Annotated in this window: 10 protein-coding genes; 4 read left to right on the forward strand and 6 right to left on the reverse strand. The window is 43.0% G+C overall.

Features of this window, described 5'->3' with window-relative positions:
- Positions 1-2 precede the first annotated feature (2 nt).
- A complete protein-coding gene (locus tag KTR07_RS07795; RefSeq protein ID WP_011109102.1) occupies positions 3-1,400 on the reverse strand; it encodes a PTS galactitol transporter subunit IIC in 1,398 nt (465 codons plus the stop codon).
- A gap of 301 nt (positions 1,401-1,701) precedes the next feature.
- Between KTR07_RS07795 and KTR07_RS07800 the strand changes: the two genes are divergently transcribed.
- The 4 genes from KTR07_RS07800 (at position 1,702) to KTR07_RS07815 (ending at position 10,333) form a co-directional block, all read left to right on the forward strand.
- Positions 1,702-2,901 carry a glycoside hydrolase family 88 protein gene (locus KTR07_RS07800; protein WP_008760990.1) on the forward strand — a complete coding sequence of 400 codons (1,200 nt, stop codon included), beginning with the start codon at positions 1,702-1,704 and terminating at the stop codon, positions 2,899-2,901.
- Between the two features lie 9 nt (positions 2,902-2,910).
- A complete protein-coding gene (locus KTR07_RS07805; RefSeq protein ID WP_011109103.1) occupies positions 2,911-3,879 on the forward strand; it encodes a pectinesterase family protein in 969 nt (322 codons plus the stop codon).
- A 140-nt stretch (positions 3,880-4,019) separates the two neighbouring features.
- On the forward strand, positions 4,020-5,732 hold the full coding sequence (locus tag KTR07_RS07810; RefSeq protein ID WP_048694816.1) for a pectinesterase family protein: 1,713 nt from the start codon (positions 4,020-4,022) through the stop codon (positions 5,730-5,732).
- A gap of 65 nt (positions 5,733-5,797) precedes the next feature.
- Entirely contained in the window at positions 5,798-10,333 is a 4,536-nt protein-coding gene (locus KTR07_RS07815; protein WP_117981320.1) for a two-component regulator propeller domain-containing protein, read from the forward strand.
- 910 nt (positions 10,334-11,243) lie between these two features.
- On the opposite strand, the gene KTR07_RS07820 is transcribed toward KTR07_RS07815, so the two are convergent.
- The 5 genes from KTR07_RS07820 to KTR07_RS07840 all read right to left on the reverse strand — a co-directional run bounded on the left by KTR07_RS07820 (position 11,244) and on the right by KTR07_RS07840 (position 21,187).
- Entirely contained in the window at positions 11,244-12,821 is a 1,578-nt protein-coding gene (locus tag KTR07_RS07820; RefSeq protein WP_117977756.1) for a DUF5123 domain-containing protein, read from the reverse strand.
- Between the two features lie 13 nt (positions 12,822-12,834).
- A complete protein-coding gene (locus tag KTR07_RS07825; protein WP_117977757.1) occupies positions 12,835-14,655 on the reverse strand; it encodes a RagB/SusD family nutrient uptake outer membrane protein in 1,821 nt (606 codons plus the stop codon).
- A gap of 19 nt (positions 14,656-14,674) precedes the next feature.
- Positions 14,675-17,896, reverse strand: a complete 3,222-nt coding sequence (locus KTR07_RS07830; protein ID WP_008764337.1) for a TonB-dependent receptor — start codon at positions 17,894-17,896, stop codon at positions 14,675-14,677.
- 219 nt (positions 17,897-18,115) lie between these two features.
- Positions 18,116-19,609, reverse strand: coding sequence for a pectate lyase (locus KTR07_RS07835; RefSeq protein ID WP_072066246.1), 1,494 nt, complete (start codon positions 19,607-19,609; stop codon positions 18,116-18,118).
- 6 nt (positions 19,610-19,615) lie between these two features.
- The gene (locus KTR07_RS07840) at positions 19,616-21,187 is read right to left on the reverse strand and encodes a polysaccharide lyase family 1 protein (RefSeq protein ID WP_117981321.1); all 1,572 of its coding nucleotides are present in this window, start codon (positions 21,185-21,187) and stop codon (positions 19,616-19,618) included.
- Between the last annotated feature and the right edge of the window lie 26 nt (positions 21,188-21,213).

The following is a 21,213-nucleotide window of genomic DNA, read 5'->3' on the forward strand; positions in this document are numbered from 1 at the left end:
ATTTAATCGTTAGCTGCGTTTTTCGCATCATTTCTTTTCATGCGGATACGGTTGTAGACTGCCATTCCCAGTGCAAGGGCTACGAGGATGGCAGGACCGATAATCTTCAGACTGTAAGTCAGGTGGAAGATACCCCAGCAGAAGAGGCTGGATGCAAAGTCGAGCGCTCCGCCTTCGAAGCCGGCGGGGATATTTACTGTCGGGTCACCCGTAGCGGCATATACGTCTTTGGCAGCCATCGTGAAGAATCCTGCCAGTTCTGTTACGAAGTACAGACCTACGATCAATGCTACCAGTCCGATGATGAATGATTTCACCACATTACCTTTGGTGATGGGCAGAATCATCGGGAATAGGTAGAACATACCGGCCAGAGAAGCCAGCGGTAAGAAACGGTTACCCGGAAGGATCACTGCAAGGAAGATAGTAACCGGGATCAAAAGCAGGGATACAACCAGCGTTGTCGGGTGGCCGATGACAAGTGCAGGGCTCATACCGATGCTCAGGCCTGTATTACTCTTATATTTTTTAGCGATCAATTCGCGGGTTGCATCAGAGATAGGTTTCAAACCTTCAATGAAAAGGCTGGTGATACGTGGAATCAACTCCATAACCGCTCCCATTTTGATACCCAATCCAAGGATACCCGGAATGCCGTCCAGTACTTCTTTCCAGCTGGCACAGCCCAAAGCTCCGATACCGCAACCAATCACGATACCCAGGAATAACGGTTCACCCATCAGACCGAATTTCTTCTTCATTCCTTCAGAGTCGATATTCAGTTTGTCGAATCCCGGAATTTTATCTAAAAGCTTGTTGATTACAATCGCGAACGGAACGAAGCTCTGGCAGAAAGGCTGCGGGATAGAGATACCGTCCATCTTATCATAGAACTTCTGAAAAGCAGGAGCAGTCATGTCTGCCATTACCAATGTTATAATGTAGCAAATGATAGCGGCGAAAAATCCCCAGAAAATACTATCGGAGGCGAAGTATACGATAGCCCCGATAAATGCGAAGTGCCAGTAGTTCCAAAGGTCAATATTAACAGTACGGGTTGTTTTGGTCAGCAGCATTAACAGGTTTACTCCCAGACAAACAGGGATAATGAAAGCGCCGACCGAGGTATTATAGGCAACTGCTGCTGCCGAAGGCCATCCCATGTCGAAAATACCGAGTTCCAATCCGTAGATTTCTACCATTTTACTTAATGCCGGACCAAGACTACTGGTCAACAAGGCTGTGACTACAGATAAGCCGACGAAACCGACTCCCACCAACAAACCGCTTTTGAGCGCTTTGGGGAGTTTAATACCGATACATACTCCTAAAATTGTGAAAATGATCGGCATCATTACTGCCGCTCCCAGACCGATAATGTACTTGAATACTTCTTCCATTCTGTTCTATTTTTTCTCTGTTTTTAATGATAAATTACTGTGTTTCCCCAGAGGGTATTAGTTGTAAACCGTGCCAAAAGTACGACCTTTTCCGCTTTATTCCAAAACGAAACTCTTAATTTATCAGTTAATGCATCAAAAATGGACATTTTTGACGTTTACGTGCACAAAATTAGTCGTTTCCGTGCACGAAAAACAAAAAATACACCTTCTTAACTAAAAAATCCCACTCTGTTTGGAGGAAATACACTACTTTCGTAGCATGAAAAAATAGCATGTATAATCCTTAAAACAATAAACCATGAGACGAAGCTCTTTTTATAAATTTTTGATATTAGTAATAATAATGTCAAGCACCATTTCACTGTCGGCGCAGCAGGTGGATGAAAAACTGCCTTGGTCGGTGCGGATGACTGAATCGGAGATGATCCGTTGCCCGGAATCCTGGCAGCTTGATTTTCAGCCCAGACTGAAATGGGACTATTGCCACGGACTGGAATTGGGGGCGATGCTTGATGTATACGATACTTATGGCGACAAGAAAATACGAGATTATGCAATTGCTTATGCAGATACGATGGTGCATGAGGATGGAAGTATTACTGCATACAAATTGACCGATTACAGTCTGGACCGTATCAATTCCGGAAAAATCCTGTTTCGTATCTATGAGCAGACCAAGGATGAAAAGTATAAGAAGGCATTAGACTTGCTCTATAGCCAGTTTGCCGGACAACCTCGTAATGAAGACGGAGGATTCTGGCATAAAAAGATATATCCGCATCAGATGTGGCTGGACGGACTTTATATGGGAGCTCCTTTTTATGCAGAATATGCTTTCCGTAATAATCGCCCGCAGGATTATGCAGACGTCATAAATCAGTTTATTACCTGTGCCCGTCATACGTATGATCCGAAGAATGGTCTTTATCGTCATGCGTGTGATGTAAGTCGCACGGAGCGCTGGGCCGATCCGGTGACAGGACAGTCAAAACATTGTTGGGGACGTGCATTAGGCTGGTATGCGATGGCGTTGGTAGATGTGCTTGATTTTATTCCGAAGCATGAGGCCGGAAGAGATTCGTTGCTTGCAATCTTGGATAATGTAGCAGTTCAGGTAAAGAAACTGCAAGACCCGGAGACCGGTGGATGGTATCAGGTGATGGACAGAAGCGGTGACAAGGGTAATTATCTGGAATCATCCTGTTCGGCAATGTTCATATACAGCCTGTTTAAGGCAGTACGTATGGGATATATCGATCCGTCTTATCTGGATGTAGCAAAGGCTGGTTATGAAGGTTTTCTGAAAAATTTCATTGAAGTGGATAAAGATGGAGTGGTGACTATAACGAAAGCCTGTGCGGTAGCAGGGCTGGGAGGGAAGGTTTATCGTTCCGGCGATTATGACTATTATATAAATGAAACAATCCGTAATAACGACCCGAAAGCAGTAGGACCATTTATTATGGCAAGTCTGGAATACGAACGTTTGCAAAAGTAAATTCTATCGATGAAAAGGAGTATTTTGAAAGGAATGGCGTTGTTTCTTCTGCTTTGTTCAGGAGGAACTTTGGCCTGTGCACAACAGCAAAAGCAAGACACAATAGTCGTGTCACGAGACGGAACGGGAAAATATCGGGATATTCAGGAAGCCGTGGAAGCGGTACGTGCTTTTATGGATTATACGGTGACTATATTTATAAAGAATGGTATATACAAAGAAAAACTGGTGATTCCTTCATGGGTGAAGAACGTGCAGCTGGTAGGTGAAGATGCCGAAAAGACGATCATCACGTATGATGATCATGCCAATATCAATAAAATGGGCACTTTCCGCACTTATACTGTAAAGGTAGAAGGAAGTGACATTACTTTTAAGAATCTGACCATTGAGAACAATGCCGCTCCTTTGGGGCAGGCAGTTGCGCTCCATACCGAAGGAGACAGGCTGATGTTTGTCGGCTGTCGTTTTCTGGGAAATCAGGATACTATTTATACAGGATCGGAGGGTAGCCGCCTGTTATTTACTAACTGCTATATTGAAGGAACTACAGACTTCATCTTCGGCCCTTCTACAGCTTTGTTTGAATATTGCGAATTGCATAGCAAACGCGATTCATATATTACCGCGGCTTCTACTCCGAAGGAGGTGGAGTTTGGTTATGTTTTCAAGAACTGTAAGCTGACAGCCGCTCCCGGTATCAAGAAAGTCTATCTGGGACGTCCTTGGAGACCTTATGCTGCTACGGCTTTTATTAATTGCGAGTTTGGCGGACATATCCGTTCGGAAGGCTGGCACAACTGGAAGAATCCGGAAAACGAAAAGACTGCCCGTTACGCTGAATTTAAAAACACGGGTGAAGGTGCGGATGCTTCCGGACGTGTGAAATGGGCTAAACAACTGACTGATAAAGAAGCGGTGCAATATACTCCGCAGAATATATTTAAGGAATGCAGTAATTGGTATCCTTATAAATAACATCAGTTCGATATAAGAGTAATCCGCATGGTTTCCCCTCCTTTTGGAAGGAGGAGAATTGAGTTACTCAAATTTATATCGAATTCACGTTAAATAGAAGTCATAAGGGAACTTTAATTTTGAACCAACAAAATAAGATTATGAAAAACAGACTGCTATTGCTGTTTATAGTATTTATCCTTTTCTCCGCCTTTCGTGCGGATAAGCCCGTATTGACCATCTTCACGATAGGTGACTCTACGATGGCTAACAAAAATCTGTACGGTGGAAATCCCGAACGCGGCTGGTGTATGGTGCTCCCCGGATTTTTTTCAGAAGATATACGTGTTGATAATCATGCCGCCAATGGCCGCAGTTCCAAAAGTTTCATATCTGAAGGCCGATGGGCAAAAGTGATTTCCCAGGTAAAGAAGGGAGATTATGTCTTTATCCAGTTCGGACACAATGATGAAAAGGCTGATTCTACACGCCATACTGATCCGGGAACGACCTTTGATGACAATCTCCGTCGTTTCGTCAATGAAACTCGTGCTAAAGGAGGGATTCCTGTGTTGTTCAACTCCATTGTTCGTCGTAATTTTGTACAGCCGGAAGATGCCTCGATTGCCACAGATGCCCGTCGTGCTCCGGGTGAACAGGAACTGCCGAAAGAAGGAAACGTCTTGTACGATACGCACGGTGCCTACCTTGATTCTCCGCGTAATGTGGCAAAAGAGATGGGAGTGGCGTTTATCGATATGAACAAAATTACCCATGATCTGGTGCAGGGACTGGGCCCCGCAGAATCGAAGAAGTTGTTTATGTTTGTCGAACCTGAGAAAGTTCCGGCTTTTCCGAAAGGCCGGGAGGATAATACTCATTTGAATGTGTACGGAGCACGGACTATCGCTGGGCTGACTGTAGATGCTATCGCAAAGGAAATACCGGAACTGGCAAAATATGTCCGTTATTATGATTACGTAGTGGCACAAGACGGAACAGGTGATTTCTTCACAGTGCAGGAAGCGATAAATGCAGTACCCGATTTTCGCAAGAATGTGCGTACTACTATCTTGGTCCGTAAAGGCACTTATAAAGAGAAGATTATTATTCCGGAATCCAAAATAAATATCTCTCTGATAGGAGAGGATGGTGTGGTACTGACAAATGATGACTTTGCCAATAAGAAAAATGTGTTTGGTGAGAATATGGGAACTTCGGGATCGTCGAGTTGCTACATTTATGCTCCCGATTTCTATGCGGAGAACATCACTTTTGAAAACTCGGCAGGACCGGTAGGACAGGCTGTTGCCTGTTTTGTATCTGCCGACCGTGCGTTCTTTAAGAATTGTCGTTTTCTCGGTTATCAGGATACCCTTTATACGTATGGCAAGCACAGCCGTCAATATTACGAGGATTGCTATATCGAAGGAACGGTTGACTTTATCTTCGGATGGTCTGTAGCTGTATTCAATCGTTGTCATATTCATAGCAAACGTGATGGTTATGTGACGGCACCCTCTACAGATCAAGGCAAAAAGTATGGATATGTCTTTTATGATTGCCGGTTGACTGCTGATCCGGATGTTGCCAAAGTATATCTGTCTCGTCCGTGGCGTCCGTATGCACAGGCTGTATTTATCCGTTGTGAACTGGGGAAACATATCCTTCCGGAAGGCTGGCACAACTGGGGAAAGAAAGAAGCGGAGAAAACCGTATTTTATGCCGAATACGATAGTCATGGCGAGGGAGCCAATCCGAAAGCCCGCGCAGCTTTCTCTCGTCAACTGAAGAATCTGAAAGGCTACGAGATGGAAACGGTTTTGGCTGGTGAAGACGGCTGGAATCCGCTAAAGAACGATTCTGTTAAATAAACACCGAATATAGATGTAAGTTCAGCTAAATCATTATCTTTACACCATTCAATATGTGTGTAATAATGATAAAAAGAATCTTATATCTAATTCTTTTGTGCCTGACCGCACCTGTAGTGCAGGCACAACAACACAGTTTTTTCACCCATTATTCTACCGAGGATGGGTTGTCTCAAAACACGGTGATGAGCATGTTGCAGGATCACAAAGACAACCTCTGGTTTGCCACATGGGATGGAATCAATCGTTTTGATGGCTATAACTTTAAAACTTATAAAGCACGTCAGGGCAATTACATCAGTCTGACCAATAACCGTGCCGACCGGATGTATGAAGACCGGTACGGCTTTCTGTGGTTATTGACTTATGACAACCGTGTCCACCGTTTTGACCCGAAAACGGAGACGTTCGAACAGGTTCCGGCAGCAGGTGAAGAAGGTAGTACATATAACATTCACGCTATTCAGGTATTGCCCGATGGTACGGTCTGGCTGCTAACAGAGCATGATGGAGCTATCCGTGTAGTCACGCTTCCTCAGAAGAATTATACAACGAAATCAGATATTTATTCAACGAAGTCCGGTCTGTTTCCTGCCGATCACTTTTATCAGGTCTATCAGGACAAAGCCGGCAATCACTGGCTGCTGACTGATAACGGTTTGGGAATGATACGCCCCGGTGAGCAGCAACCCGTGAACTTCTTTGTGGAGACGAAAGGGAAACAAGACGGCATGAATCAGGCATTTTATGCGGTCCGGGAATGTGAAGACGATATCTGCTTTGCTTCTGACAGGGGGAGAATCTGGTGTTATCAGAAACAGGGCGGAGAGTTTCGTCTGCTCGAACTTCCGACGAAAGCCCGCATTACTTCCATACACACCGTGGCCAATGACAACACTGTAGTGACAACAGATTCGGACGGGTTCTTTCTTTGCAACCTGAAGACAAACAAACATACGCATTATTCTCCCGTGACCTGCAAGGAATTGTCCGCTCAACCGATTCTTTCGGCTTATGTAGACCGCACGTCAGAGGTCTGGTTCGAACAGGAAGAGCCGGGAGTCGTCGTTCATTTTAATCCTGCCACCGGTGTGGTAAAGCGTGAACAGATGCGGGTGGAATACAGTAACGCCGATCGTTCACGTCCCGCTTTCCATATCCATGAAGATATCCACGGGCATATATGGGTACATCCTTATGGCGGCGGATTCTCCTATTTTGATCGTGACCGGAACTGTCTCGTTCCTTTTTATGATGATTTGGGCAGTAACAACTGGCGCTTTTCTAACAAGATACATGCCGCTTTTTCTGATAAACAGGGGAATTTGTGGCTTTGTACCCACTCCAAAGGACTGGAGAAAGTAACATTCCGCAACGTACCGTTTTCAATGCTGACTCCCGTTCCGCATGAATATGAATCTTTGAGCAACGAAGTGCGGTCGGTATGCGAAGATAAACAGGGGAATTTGTGGGTCGGACTGAAGGACGGAATGATCCGCCTGTACGACTCGAACCGGAAATTCATAGGGCATCTGACAGGTAATGGAACCATTTCGATGACAGGTACACCTATGGAGGGTACAGCCTATTTCATTATGCAGGATTCAAAAGGGATTATCTGGATTGCTACCAAAGGAAACGGTCTGGTGCGTGCCGAACAGATTTCTCCCACAAGTATGTCTTATAAACTGACCCGTTATCAGCACGACTCCAACGATATGTACAGTCTGAGTGACAACAATGTATATTGTGTTTATGAAGATCATCATGGTCGTATCTGGGCGGCTACTTTTGCAGGCGGTATCAACTATATTTCCCAGGGAGAACATGGAGAGACCGTCTTTATCAACCACCGGAATAATCTGAAAGGATATCCGATTGATGTCTGTTACAAAGCACGTTTTATCACTTCGGATAATAACGGACGCCTTTGGGTAGGTACTACCACAGGCGCCGTTGCCTTTGATGAGAATTTCAAAAAGCCGGAAGATATACAGTTCCACCACTTCTCGCGTGTCCCGAACGATACGAAGAGTCTAAGTAATAATGACGTGCATTGGATTATCGCTACCCAGCAGAAGGAACTCTATCTGGCTACTTTCGGAGGGGGACTGAACAAACTGATTTCCATCAGCGAAGACGGTCACGGTGAATTTAAATCCTACTCGGTGCTCGACGGACTTTCTTCGGACGTCCTGCTTTCCATCCGTGAAGACCATAAACAGAATCTCTGGATCAGTACGGAAAATGGAATCTGTAAGTTTGTTCCTTCCGGCGAGCGTTTTGAGAATTACGATGAACGTAGTATCAGTTTCCGTGTCCGTTTCAGTGAAGCGGCTTCTACGCTCACATCCGGCGGAGATATGTTGTTTGGAACCAGCAACGGATTATTCATGTTCACTCCGGATTCTATCCGGAAGAGTAGCTATGTGCCTCCTGTAGTTTTTTCTAAGTTGATGGTAGCGAATGAAGATGTAATTCCGGGAGAGAAGTCCATATTGAAAGTCGATTTGGATGATACACAGGAACTAGTGCTTTCTCATGATGAGAATATTTTTTCCGTTCAGTACGCTGCACTCGATTATACGAATCCGCAGAATATACAGTACGCATACATTCTCGATGGTTTCGAGAAGCAGTGGACTTTTGCTGACCGGCAAAGAAGCGTGACCTATACTAACCTGCCGAAGGGAGATTATATATTCCGTGTCCGTTCTACCAATAGTGACGGGGTGTGGGTGGACAATGAGCGCATTTTGAACATCACGATTCTCCCTTCTTTCTGGGAGACGCCTTTGGCGTATGTGCTGTATGTCTGCTTTGTGCTGCTGATTATTTTTGTTGCGGTTTATATCCTGTTTACCATTTATCGGTTGAAGCATGAGGTGTCTGTAGAACAACAGATTTCTGATATCAAGCTGCGCTTCTTTACGAATATATCCCATGAACTCCGTACTCCTCTGACATTGATTGCAGGTCCGGTGGAACAAGTTCTGAAGAACGATAAACTGCCGGCTGATGCACGGGAACAGTTGGTAGTGGTCGAACGGAATACCAACCGTATGCTTCGTCTGGTCAATCAGATTCTGGACTTTCGTAAGATTCAGAACAAGAAGATGAAGATGCAGGTACAACAGTTGAATGTCGTTGCCTTTGTCCGCAAGATTATGGATAATTTTGAGTCGGTGGCGGAAGAACACAACATCGATTTCCTTTTCCAGACAGAGAAAGAGGCTTTGAATCTTTGGGTGGATGCCGATAAGTTTGAAAAGATTGTGTTTAACCTTCTGTCCAATGCGTTTAAATATACTCCTAATGGGAAAATGATCACCGTCTTTATCCGTGAAGATGAGGGCACGGTGTCTGTCGGCGTACAGGATCAGGGGATTGGTATTGCCGAAAATAAACGGAAGTCTCTCTTTGTGCGCTTTGAGAACTTGGTGGACAAGAATATTTTCAATCAGGCAAGCTCCGGCATCGGTCTTTCTTTGGTGAAGGAACTGGTAGAGATGCACAAGGCTACGATTTCCGTTGACAGCCGGCTCGGTGAGGGAAGTTGTTTTAAAGTGGACTTTCTGAAGGGCAAAGAGCATTATAATAGTTCAGTGGAATTTATTCTCGAAGATTCGGTTGCTCCGCTGAGTATGGAACGTATTGTGGATATCGCTAATTCTTCGCTTCAGACAGAAGCTGCCATCGCAGATGCGCCGGACCTGGAAGTATCTGCTGTCAAAGAAGAGGCTGAGGAAAGCAGTTCGAAAGAGCTTATGTTGCTGGTAGAGGATAATCAGGAATTGCGTTCCTTCCTGCGCAGTATTTTCGCTTCAACTTATCGGGTGGTAGAGGCTTCCGACGGTATGGAGGGATGGAGCAAGGCTTTGAAGTATCTGCCGGATATTATTATCAGCGACGTCATGATGCCGGAGAAAGACGGTATCGAAATGACGCGTGAACTTCGTGCGGATATGACGACCAGTCATATTCCTATTATCCTGCTTACTGCCAAGACGACGATAGAAAGTAAATTGGAAGGACTGGAATATGGGGCGGATGATTATATTACCAAGCCTTTTAGTGCGACTTATCTTCAGGCCCGTGTGGAGAACCTGCTGATGCAGCGTAAGAAACTGCAAAATTTCTATCGTGATAGTCTGACGCATGTGACGGTGTCTGAAATTCCGGTTGCTCAAGGGGAGACTTTAGCAGGTCATGCATCTGCTGAACCCGTAAGTAGTGCAGCGGAAGAGCCTGCGATGCCGGAAATGTCTCCTAACGATCGTAAATTTATGGATAAACTGGTTGATTTGATGGAGCAGAATATGGATAACGGGGAATTGGTAGTGGATGATTTGGTTCGTGAACTGGCTGTCAGTCGTTCGGTGTTCTTCAAGAAACTAAAAACGCTTACGGGACTGGCCCCTATCGAGTTCATAAAGGAAATGCGTATCAAGCGTGCCGCACAATTGATTGAAACGGGAGAGTTTAATATGACTCAGATTTCTTATATGGTCGGTATCAATGACCCGCGTTATTTCAGTAAATGTTTTAAGGCGCAGGTCGGTATGACTCCGACAGAGTATCGGGAGAAAGTCGGTCGGTAATTGGAGCTTCTTGCTGTTTTATCTCCTTAGAAGTTTCATTGAATAAATAGCGTTCAGCCGTTTCAGCTTTCTTCGGAAAAGCCTTGATAGAAGGTGATAGCGGCTGAAGGCACCATTTCGTACCCTTGCGTAGACGTGCTCTGAGCGGGGGGGCGTGGTTTCAGTTCTTTCAGGTTTATAGTTTGAGTTTCTGCTTTTATAGTCGATAAGCTATGTATATCTTAAATTCTGAACAAAGGCTGGTTGATATGTAGGCAAAGGCTGACTGACGTACGGGCAAAGGCTTGCTGACCCGTCGACTCAGGCTTGCTGACGTGTAGGCTTAGGCTTGCTGACCTCCGAGCTAAAGTTTGCTGACAAATAAGGTGGGAATGATAGAGACAGTGTTGGCAATATGATGAATGAATAGAGCCTCTGTTTAAGTAAAACAGACCTTTGACTTTTAGTAAATAGAACTTCTGATTGGAACAAATGCAGGCTCTGTTTTTGAAACTGAAAGAGCTGAATGCTGAAATCTCTTTTCGGGGACTACTGCTTTCAGCTGTATCTCCTTCTGACAGGGATTTTGCAGAGATAACTGAAAGAACTGAATACCTGGATTTCAACTTTATTTAGTAGGTGGCTGATTCTTTCATTGTTAGCCTGACAGGCAGGCTTTTTTATAAATTTGTATTAGAGTAAATAGAAAGAAGTACAAGAGTTGTTATGATGATGTACTAGAGTCACTCCAAGGATGTAGAAGATTTAAGGAAAAGATGTATAAGAATTGGATGAATGATGTACAAGACGGGAGTGAATCATGCACTTCTTTGGAAGAATATAAAAAGATAGCGATATTCGAATCCGGACATCGCTATTTTTTTATATACAGTGTCTGAAACAGACACTTAGGGTTTATTAATTATCAGATTTATTCTTTAATCCATCTAGGGTCGCCAGCTTTGGAATCTTTGATATCTTCAGCTCCAACAGTGAAATCTCCACTTTCAGGATTTGTGAATTTAGGGTCTATTTCTGTAGCATTACATGCTGACGGGTCTGTATAAAGTCCATTGGTTGCATCCCATAGGTTTGCACTGTTATGGTAGTAATTCTTAGAATAGCTAGCCTGAGCTTTCATCTTTCCCTTCTTTGCCCAGTATCCTAATGTTCCGACACCGATTTGGGAGAATACACATTTCTCAACAGTTAATTTGCCTGTAGAAGTAGAAACCTTATCCATTAAGAACAATCCATTATTATTGCTGCCTCCATCATAAGAGCATACTTTGTAGAAAGTGCAATTGGTTACACTTACAGTAGCTGATGTCATATTACAACGTAGGAAGGTACGTATACCATTACTAAAGGTTGAGTTTTGGATAGTTAATGTTCCTAATGTCGTATTGGCTCGAAGGTCGAAGCCGTCACCACCGGAACCTGTAATATTATCTGCCCAGCAGTTCTCAAACAAGGCTGTTCCTAAAGTTGCCGTTACATTACAGTAAAGAATCTGATTCTTATAGTTTCTGATTTCGCAACCGCTGACTGTTAAAGTTGAAATATTAGCTCCACCTTGCAACTCTATGAAGTTTGAAACCAACTCTTCTGCTCCCGGAGTGTCACCACGGAAAATTACATTGTTGATTTCTATGGAAGAAGCGCCGGCTTCAGGTTGTAAGCGGCCATAGATGGTAGGCATGTTTGCCTTGTCATAACCGCTGATGATAACAGATTTGTTTAGTGCATAATCTCCCAAAACAAACGAACCGGATACAAGAACGATGTTTGCACCATCTGCTGCTCCTTCGAGTACGGTAGCAAGATCATCACCTTCATATACAGGAGTCTTTCCCTGAAAGTCAATGGCTGTTTTAAATGTAACGGTACCACGGAGCTTATCTACATTGTATAACTTGGCTGTATACGATGTGCTTTCTTCCAGTCCGTCTATATAAGCCTTTTTGTTGGCTATATCTGTACTTTTCAGAGTATATGTTATGTCTGCTTTTCCATCTGCACTCAGCACGATTTTGGTTGCCGTTGCATCAATAGCATCCCATGTAAGCGTTACTGCATGTGCTTCTATATTTTCGTCTTTCACAGAATTGAAGATATTCTCTGCTTCTGTCATGAAGGAAACAGCCGACCATTTTGATTCATTGATCTCTTCACTCAAGGCTCTGATTCTTGCTGTATATTGAGTTTCACCCAATAGTCCTTCTACAGTATATGTGTTGTCCGTAATCCCTTCATATGTTTTCGGAGTACCTTCGAAAGTCATATCTTGATTTTCATAAAGCTCGATCGTATATGATGTGGCATTTGTCACTGCTGTCCATTTAAACTTTACATTTGTCTTTTTCTGGATAACAGCTTCTACATTTGTCGGTGAGAATAATCGGTCAAATATTCCCGTCGTGACTTCGTCATCCGGTTCTGAACAGCTTACTGTAAAGGCAGACAGAACCAGGCTAAATAATACTGTATATATATAATTCTTTTTCATAATTCATTCATCATTAATAGTCATAATCGTTTGTTAGCACACCGTTACTTCCGTCTATAAATACTTTCCAGATAGGCCAGAATTGCTTGGTATCGGGATTGTTATCATACAATTGGTCAATAAGCAGCAAAGCAGCAGCCTGGTCTGCAGATTCTTTCGGTACAATCCATTCCTTACTTTTAGAGTAGCCTAATGTTTGTCCTATTTCATCTGTATCTCCATGGTTTAATCCATACATTTTGTAGGAAGTTGCATCTGTTCCATCCAAGCCCTCATTATAATAGATTTTCAAAGGAAGATCAGCGTATTCACCTTCACGGTTATATAATCGTGTCATTTTCTCTTTGGCTTCATTCATTTTACTTCCTAGAAGATTCCAACGGATCAGGTCGACTTTGCGTATTGCTTCTCCTGCAAATTCAAATTTACGCTCGTCTACAATTACGTTAAAGAATGCATTCTGACTGGCTTTTGCCTTCGTTAATATAGCACTTGCTTTTTCGGCCGGGTATGAACGGTCGAGAATTGCTTTCAAATATTTTCCTGCATCAGACGATCCTTTAGGACCTTCCAGTTCATTGATAGCTTCTGCTGCCATTAAATAAATATCAGCCATACGCATTACTTGCCAGTTCATGCCATCATCATTTGAAGAGTCAACTACACGGTTCATCCACTCGAAACGAACTTTACCAAAACTCCATCCACCCCAGCATTTATTGGGTGCTTTCCAGGCAATGTCTCCATCGTTGTCACTTGTCCATTTAAAAGGTACACAAGTGATATCACGACGAACATCTTCTACATCATAATCATAAAACAAAGTCGGAATAGGGCCGTTTATGCCTCCTTTGGCTAGTTTTGTCCATTGGTCTTTCTTTTCGTGTTTCACTCCCCAAGTGTAGATGACACGTCCACGGGATGCCGAAAATGGAATCTCGAAAATAGATTCTGCTCCTGCAATTGTTCCTTCAGCACATAGTGCTTTAAAGTTAGCTTCAAATGTGCCTAATGTGTTATAGCCTTTGCTGATGATGTCCAGACATTCATTTTTTGCAATTGTATATAGTTCCTGTCTTTCTGTTGCATCTTCTGTATTGTAACGGATCCCATCCGGATGTTGTGAGTAACCTGCCGCAAATAATGCAATTCTCGCACGTAATCCTTTGGTGAAGGTTTGGCTTACTCGTTCTGTTGATTTAGTAAAGCTGTTTTCGTTAGGCCAGCCTACGTAGTCTTGTGCTATAAGTAAGTCGTTCAACAGTCTTCTCATGATAACCATACGGTCGGTCTTAGGCAAGTCGATTGTTTCTGTGGTGTTGGGCTCAAAACGGGCAGGGACATCACCGAACGCTTTAATCAGATCGAAATAGATAAAAGCTCTTAAGGTCAATAGTTCACCGTAAAACTGGCGCATATTGGCGTTACTCATATCGCTGTACTCGTCCATACCGGTTATAGCGCTGTTTGCACGTTCTATGGCTTCATAAAGTTTGGCCCAAACGTTGTTGTCCGTATTCATGTATTGATTATCGGTAGTGGCATTGTATGTTACCAAGGCTCCTTCTTTATCAGTGAAAGCTCCTTTCTTCCCCGTATTATTCCAGATTTCACAGTCGCTGTTGACTCCGAAGTAGGCAATATAACGTCCACGATAAGAGTTTGTTTCACCGAATGACTGGTGCAGTCCCATCACTACATCATTGACCAAAGCCTCGTTAGAAAAAACTTCTGTCTTTTCCATAGATGACTTTTTGGAAGTATCTAATATGTCATCACAAGAAGAAAAAGCAAATAGTGATGCTGCTAATGCTGTATATAATATTTTTTTCATTACTTACTAGTTTTACTGATTAAAAATTAAGGTTCAAACCGATTACAAACTGACGGCTCTTAGGATATGCTGAATAGTCTACACCCGGAGTCAGTTGGCTGCCATTTCTGCGGCAAGTAGAAACTTCCGGATCGTAACCGCTATATCCCGTGATACAGAACAGATTGTATCCCGTTACATAGAAACGAAGGTTATTGATTCCAACTTTCTTGGTTAGATGAGCAGGCAGAGTATATCCCAATGTCAAAGTGCTCAGACGAAGGTATGAACCGTCTTCAACAGCCCAATCCGAGAATACGAATTTGCTCATATAAGGTGACCACATCGTGGTGTTCTCGTTCATTTGCGCCAATTGGTTCATGTCTGTTACCAAATTGCCGTTTCCGTCAATATTAGTCCAACGTTTTGCAGCGGACATTTCAGAAGTCATGTTTCTGTATAAGTACTTGGAAGTAGAAGTTGTTTCGATCTTATTAGCGTTATAGATGTCGTTACCATAGCTCCATGTAAAGTTGGCTGCCAGGTCGAAACCATATAGGCGGGCATTGATGTTGAATCCACCTGTATGCAGGGGATTGGCATCGCCAATGATCGTTTTATCCTTTTCACCATTCGCATCTCCACTGTTATCCAAATCTTTTAGTTTCATCATACCTGGGCGCGCAGTTCCTACGGCAGAAGATTTGTTGACGTCTTTCTTCAGAGTCCAGGTATCGGTTGTTGCATCATAACTCTCAAAATCGGAAACTTCATAACGTCCGGCACTTACATAACCATACATTTTTCCAACAGAACCACCTACTTCCGGCAAGAAATCCTGACCTATTTCTGTAGAAGCCCAATAAGATTGTGCTTGTTCGTTAGTAAGCTTCTGTAAAGAACCGAGAGATTTGATCTTATTTTTATTAAAACTGATATTGGCTCCAATGCTCAGACCAAAATTCTTTTTATCAACGGCTACCCAGTTGACGCTGGCTTCAAGACCTTTGTTTTCAGTCTCGCCCATGTTACGGTATTGGTAGTTATAACCAGTTCCGGATGTCGGGAACATAATTAACAGGTCTTTTGTATTATTCCAGTAGCCTTCAATTGTTCCGCTTAATCTGCCTCCTAAAGTAGTGAAATCCAAACCGACATTTCTTGTAATGGTTGTTTCCCAGGTGAGATCGCTGTTTGCCATATATTTGCTTGGAGCAATGTAGGAATTGACACCATTGATCCATGGAGTTTTATTTAACTCATATAATTGAGAGATCTGTCCCGAAGGAATATTATTGTTTCCGGCTGTACCATAGCTAAAGCGGAGCTTCAGGTCATCCAACCAATTTTTGGTATTCTCCATGAATGATTCAGAAGATATACGCCATGCGACAGCGGCAGAAGGGAAGAATCCCCATTGGTTACCTTTGGCAAACTTCGAAGAACCATCGGCACGGAAAGTGGCGCTAAACAAGTATTTGCTGTCAAAGTCATAGTTTGCACGTCCGAAGAATGAGAACAACACATCATCCGGATAACCATAATTGGTCACTTCATATGGGTTTCCTTTTGTGGAATAGTTGATGCAGTCGTCTGCCGTATATTCAGTCGGGAAGCCATGTACAACGTTTCTTAATTCTCTCTCTCTGGTAACAATATATTCTTGACCAGCCAATAGGTTTAAATGGTTTTTGTTATTCTTAAAGAACTTCTTGAAGTCATAACTTAAGGTGTTTGTACTGCGGAAGGCAGTTCTTGTACCACGAGTAAAAGAAATAGCAGGTTTACTCTTATCTTCATCGTCTACGTTATTTCTTACATAGTAAGTAGTCACACCATAATAGCGGTCTGCATTATTTCGATAATCGTCATAACCAACTTCTGCTTTTAGTTTTAAATCTTTGATTATTTCCCAAGTGATAGAGCCGGCAAGGTTATAGTTGATACGTTCTTTGCGGGTGTCATTATCTCTTAGGGAGATTAACGGATTAATCAATAGAGAATTGGCATCTTCTTCGTCTGCATTGAGTGCATCAGAGATACCAGGTACAGGATATGGAGTATACAACAAAGAATATTTCAGGCGTTTGTCCGTGTTCAATGAACTGTTGGCATCATTGGAACCTCCACCATTGATTTTGGTTTTGGAAAAGCGTGCTGAAAAATCTAAAGAAACGTTCTTCAGAGGCTTGTGATTCAATTTTAAATTGAGGTTATCACGTGCATAGTCAGACATTTGCATGATAGCTTTATCATCAATATGAGAGTAGCTGAACGAATATTTGAACTTATCGCTACCACCATTGATGCTTAGATTGTGATTAAATGAATGTCCGGTACGTCCGAAAGTTAAATCCTGCCAGTCATTGGTAGCTACGTTGTCATACATGTCAAGGTCTTGATAATTACCAAAATACTTGATATAATCATCATTCTTATTTGTAAGTTGAGCCAGTTCATACTGCCATTTGGTATAATCGCTTGCGGAAAGTACATCTAATGTTTTTGCCACTTTTTTCCACGCATAATAAGCATTGTAGCTAACACTAACTTTGCCTTCTTTACCACTCTTGGTAGTAACAATAATTACACCATTAGCACCACGTGCACCGTAGATAGCAGTTGAAGAAGCGTCTTTCAATACATCGATTGATTCAATATCTGTAGGTGGAATATCTGAGATACTTTCCACTGGAAATCCGTCTACAATAAAGAGAGGTTCGTTACTTTGTGTGATTGAACCACCTCCACGTACGCGAATACTCATTTGTGCGTCAGGAGAGCCCTCTGTAGTTGTAATTTGTACACCTGCCATTTTTCCTTGCAATGCTTCAGTCGCAGACGCTACAGGAATGGCTGCTAAAGTTTCTGAATTAACGGATGCTACTGATCCTGTTATGTCTTTACGCTTGGCAGTACCATAACCGATAACTACAACTTCATCCAACGCTTTTGCATCATCTGATAGTGTAACATCAATCTTGCTTTTTCCTTTGATTGCGATTTCCTGCGTTTTCATACCAATATATGAAATAACTACAGTGGCGTTGGCAGGAACTTTTAGAGAGAAATTTCCATCCAGGTCAGTAATTGTACCATTGGTAGTATTCCCTTTTTCTACAATGGAAGCACCGATAATCGGTTCTCCGGTTGTGTCTTTCACATTACCATTTAAGGTAATAGTCTGCGCTGATACGCTGAGCGATAATGCTGCGAAAATCATTAGCAGCAAAGTGCGCATGTTTTTCATTCCTTTAGGCATCTTTTGTTCTTTTATATTAGATTATTAATATTCGAGTGTGTCCACTCTTAGAGTTCTCACTGGTGCAAAATTATGTTTTTGGGGCTTGTGGGATGTGTAATATTTGTTTTTACGATAGTATTTTTTGTTTTTCCGGCATAAAATGGATAAAGACGAGGATTTATGGGGAAATGTACTCTCGTCTTAATCTTTTATAACTGTTTATTCGGGCTTTTAGTTTTATTTTTTAGAATCCGCAGGATACAGATGATTCACTAGCTCGTTCAGATATACCTCCAGATTGGTGTATTCTTTACTCAAACCATATTGTGCGCCGTCGCTTGGATCATTCGGATTCAGATTGTACTTTTTCTCCCATTCGTCCGGTATGCCATCTCCGTCGGAGTCGGTTGGGGTCGGTTCGGATTTATATTCGGGCCAGCCTCCTACATCTATCGGTTGGTCAACCATTCCGTTGGTGCTTCCATGAGACCCTTCATAAGTGTAATTCCCTTTGCGGGTTTCTTCTACGATTCGTTGGTCTACGGCATCGCGGCGGTGAGAAGCTCCGGCAAATTGCAGTACATCTTTATAGGCTTTCTTTGCCGGTTGCAATGAAGTATGCTCTGCTATATCAAATGCTTTTTTGGATAATAAATTCTTTTCCGGTGCGAAGTCGTTCTTGACGATCAGACCAAATGTATTATCCATATTGACTTTATAAAGAGCTTCTTTCTGCTTGTCAGTCAGGCTGGGACAGGTGGCGTCCATAAAGTTTCCTTTGAAGTGGAAGATTCCATGTACCCCTGCCTCATTTTGATTTTTGCCGTCGTCTGCATAAGCGGTGAACAGGCGTCGGTATGAACCTTTGGTAGCACTATAGGGCCCCGGCTTATAGTAATTATTGAGAAAGTTGTACGAACCGCCTTCACCGGCATAAGCCCCGTCACTACCATAATTGTAGATTACATTATTGAATAATTCCACCTTTTCTTCTTCCGGTTTGCCGGTATAACGGCTGCCGCAGAGTCGTGGAGTACGATTGGTGTGATGTGCCAGCAGATTATGATGGAAGGATGCTTTTTGTCCACCCCAGATGCCACCATAGCCATGTGCTCCTTTCTCATGAATAGAGTTGGCGAGGCTTTCGCTGATGATACACCACTGAAGGGTGAATTGACTGTTATCATAGAAAGTGGCACATTCATCCGTACACCAGCTCAGAGAGCAATGGTCTATGATTATGTTACTGTTTCCTTTGGTACCGTTCATTGCATCGTCACCTTTTTGCTTGATGTCCGCTCCCATACGTGAACGGATAAAGCGGACAATCACATTGTCTGCTTGAATGGAAAAGGTGTAGTTCTTCAGACAGATGCCATCTCCGGGAGCTGTTTGACCTGCGATTGTCACATCTCCATTGCTGAGTTTTAAAGGCTTCTGCAATTCAATGATGCCGCTGACTGCGAAAACGATTGTACGGGGGCCTTTTTTGTTGATAGCCCAGCGGAAAGTTCCTTCCGAACCGTCATCTGCCAGTGAAGTTACAGTGTATACTGTTCCACCGGCACCTCCTGTTGTATATTTCCCTGCACCGTCGGCACCCGGGAAGGCTGGAACTTTTGAACGGTCGGGAGTAATATTCTCTTTGTACGAATTGTCAGTATTTGTATTCCCTTGGATAGAAGGGAGCATAAATAAGGCACATAGCCCTATCAGGATTTTTTTGTTCATAGCTACTTAGTTATTGGTTGGGTATAAGGAATTTACCAAACTATTCAGATAGACTTCAAGGTTGGTATATTCCTTGCTTAAGTTATATTTGTTTCCGTCACTACTGTCGTTGGGATTCAGTCCGTTGGCTGTTTCCCATTCGTCCGGTATCCCGTCTTTGTCACTATCCTGCTGTGCGGTGGTAGTGGATGCGTATTCACTCCATCCTTCCACATCAGCTTGTGTATCGATCAGTCCGTTCGTTCCTCCGTTTGAGCCTGTGTATGTGAAAGTGCCTTCCTGGGTTTCTTTTACAATACGTTTATCAATCTTGTCACGCAGATTGGAAGCACCAGCGTATAGTAATACAGACTGATAGGCATCTTGTGCAGACTGAACGAACGAATAATCATCTAAGATAGGAAAACGTAAAGATACAAGCAAATCTTTTGTTGAAACTTCGTTGTTTTTTACGCAAAAAGCGGTTGAGGAGGTATTATCTGCATTTGCATTGGCCAATTCTGTCTTTTGTGAATTAGATAACTTCTCATGTGTTTCGAAATAATTCCCGTTTATATAAAATTTTCCATATACTCCTTTTGCCTGTTGATTCTTGCCATCATCTAGATAAGCGGTGAAAATACGGCAATGTACTTTCGCTATGGCATTAACAGGGCCCGGCTTATAGTAGTTATTCATGATATTATAAGAACCTCCCTCTCCTGCATAGGCTCCTTCACCAGTCCAATTATAGATTACATTATTGCATAAATCGGCTTTCTCCATATCTTCTCTGTTAGAGTAGCGACTTCCGCAGAGGCGGGGCGTGCGGTTGCTATGGTGTGCCAGCAGATTATGGTGGAAGGTTGCAGGGCTTCCTCCCCATATTCCGCCATATCCATGTCCTCCTTTGTTATGAAGAGAATTTGTCAGACTCTCGCTGATGATACACCATTGCATGGTAAAGTCGGTATTTCCATAAAATGAAGCACATTCGTCCGTACTCCAGCTCATTGAGCAATGGTCGATAATAATATTCCTTTTGCCGGGATAAGAATCTTGATACCCATTCATCGAATCATCTTCCGTCTTACATTCATCCCCCATGCGTGAACGGATAAATCGGATAATGACATTGTTTGCGTTGACACGTAAAGTGTAATTTTTCAGGCAAATACCGGGGTGGGGAGCTGTTTGACCTGCGATGGTTATATCATCATTCTTTATTTGCAGCTGTTTGCTTAAAGGGATGACTCCACCAACAGCGAACACAATCGTCCTTTTGCCCGACTTCTCTATCGCCCAACGGAGAGTACCTTCTGAACCGTCATCTTTGAGAGAAGTTACTGTATATACTGTTCCTCCGGCTCCACCGCTAGTTAGTTTTCCGGCTCCTTCGGCACCGGGAAAAGCTGCGACTGTCGAACGGTCGGGAGTCGGATACTCCGGCAGCTGATCCTCTCCCGAATCATCCGGATCAGTAGAATCTCCCGGCTGTTCTGTTGGAGGATTTGTGTCCTGTTCGAGATTTTCTTCCGAACAGGCTGTGAATGATATGAAGACAGATGCAAGAAAAGCTCCTAAAAAAGTTTTATTCATGGCATTAGTTCTTTAAAATATTGGTT

Origin of the sequence: Bacteroides sp. MSK.20.82, from assembly GCF_019052485.1 — a bacterium.
GTDB classification, from domain to species: domain Bacteria; phylum Bacteroidota; class Bacteroidia; order Bacteroidales; family Bacteroidaceae; genus Bacteroides; species Bacteroides thetaiotaomicron.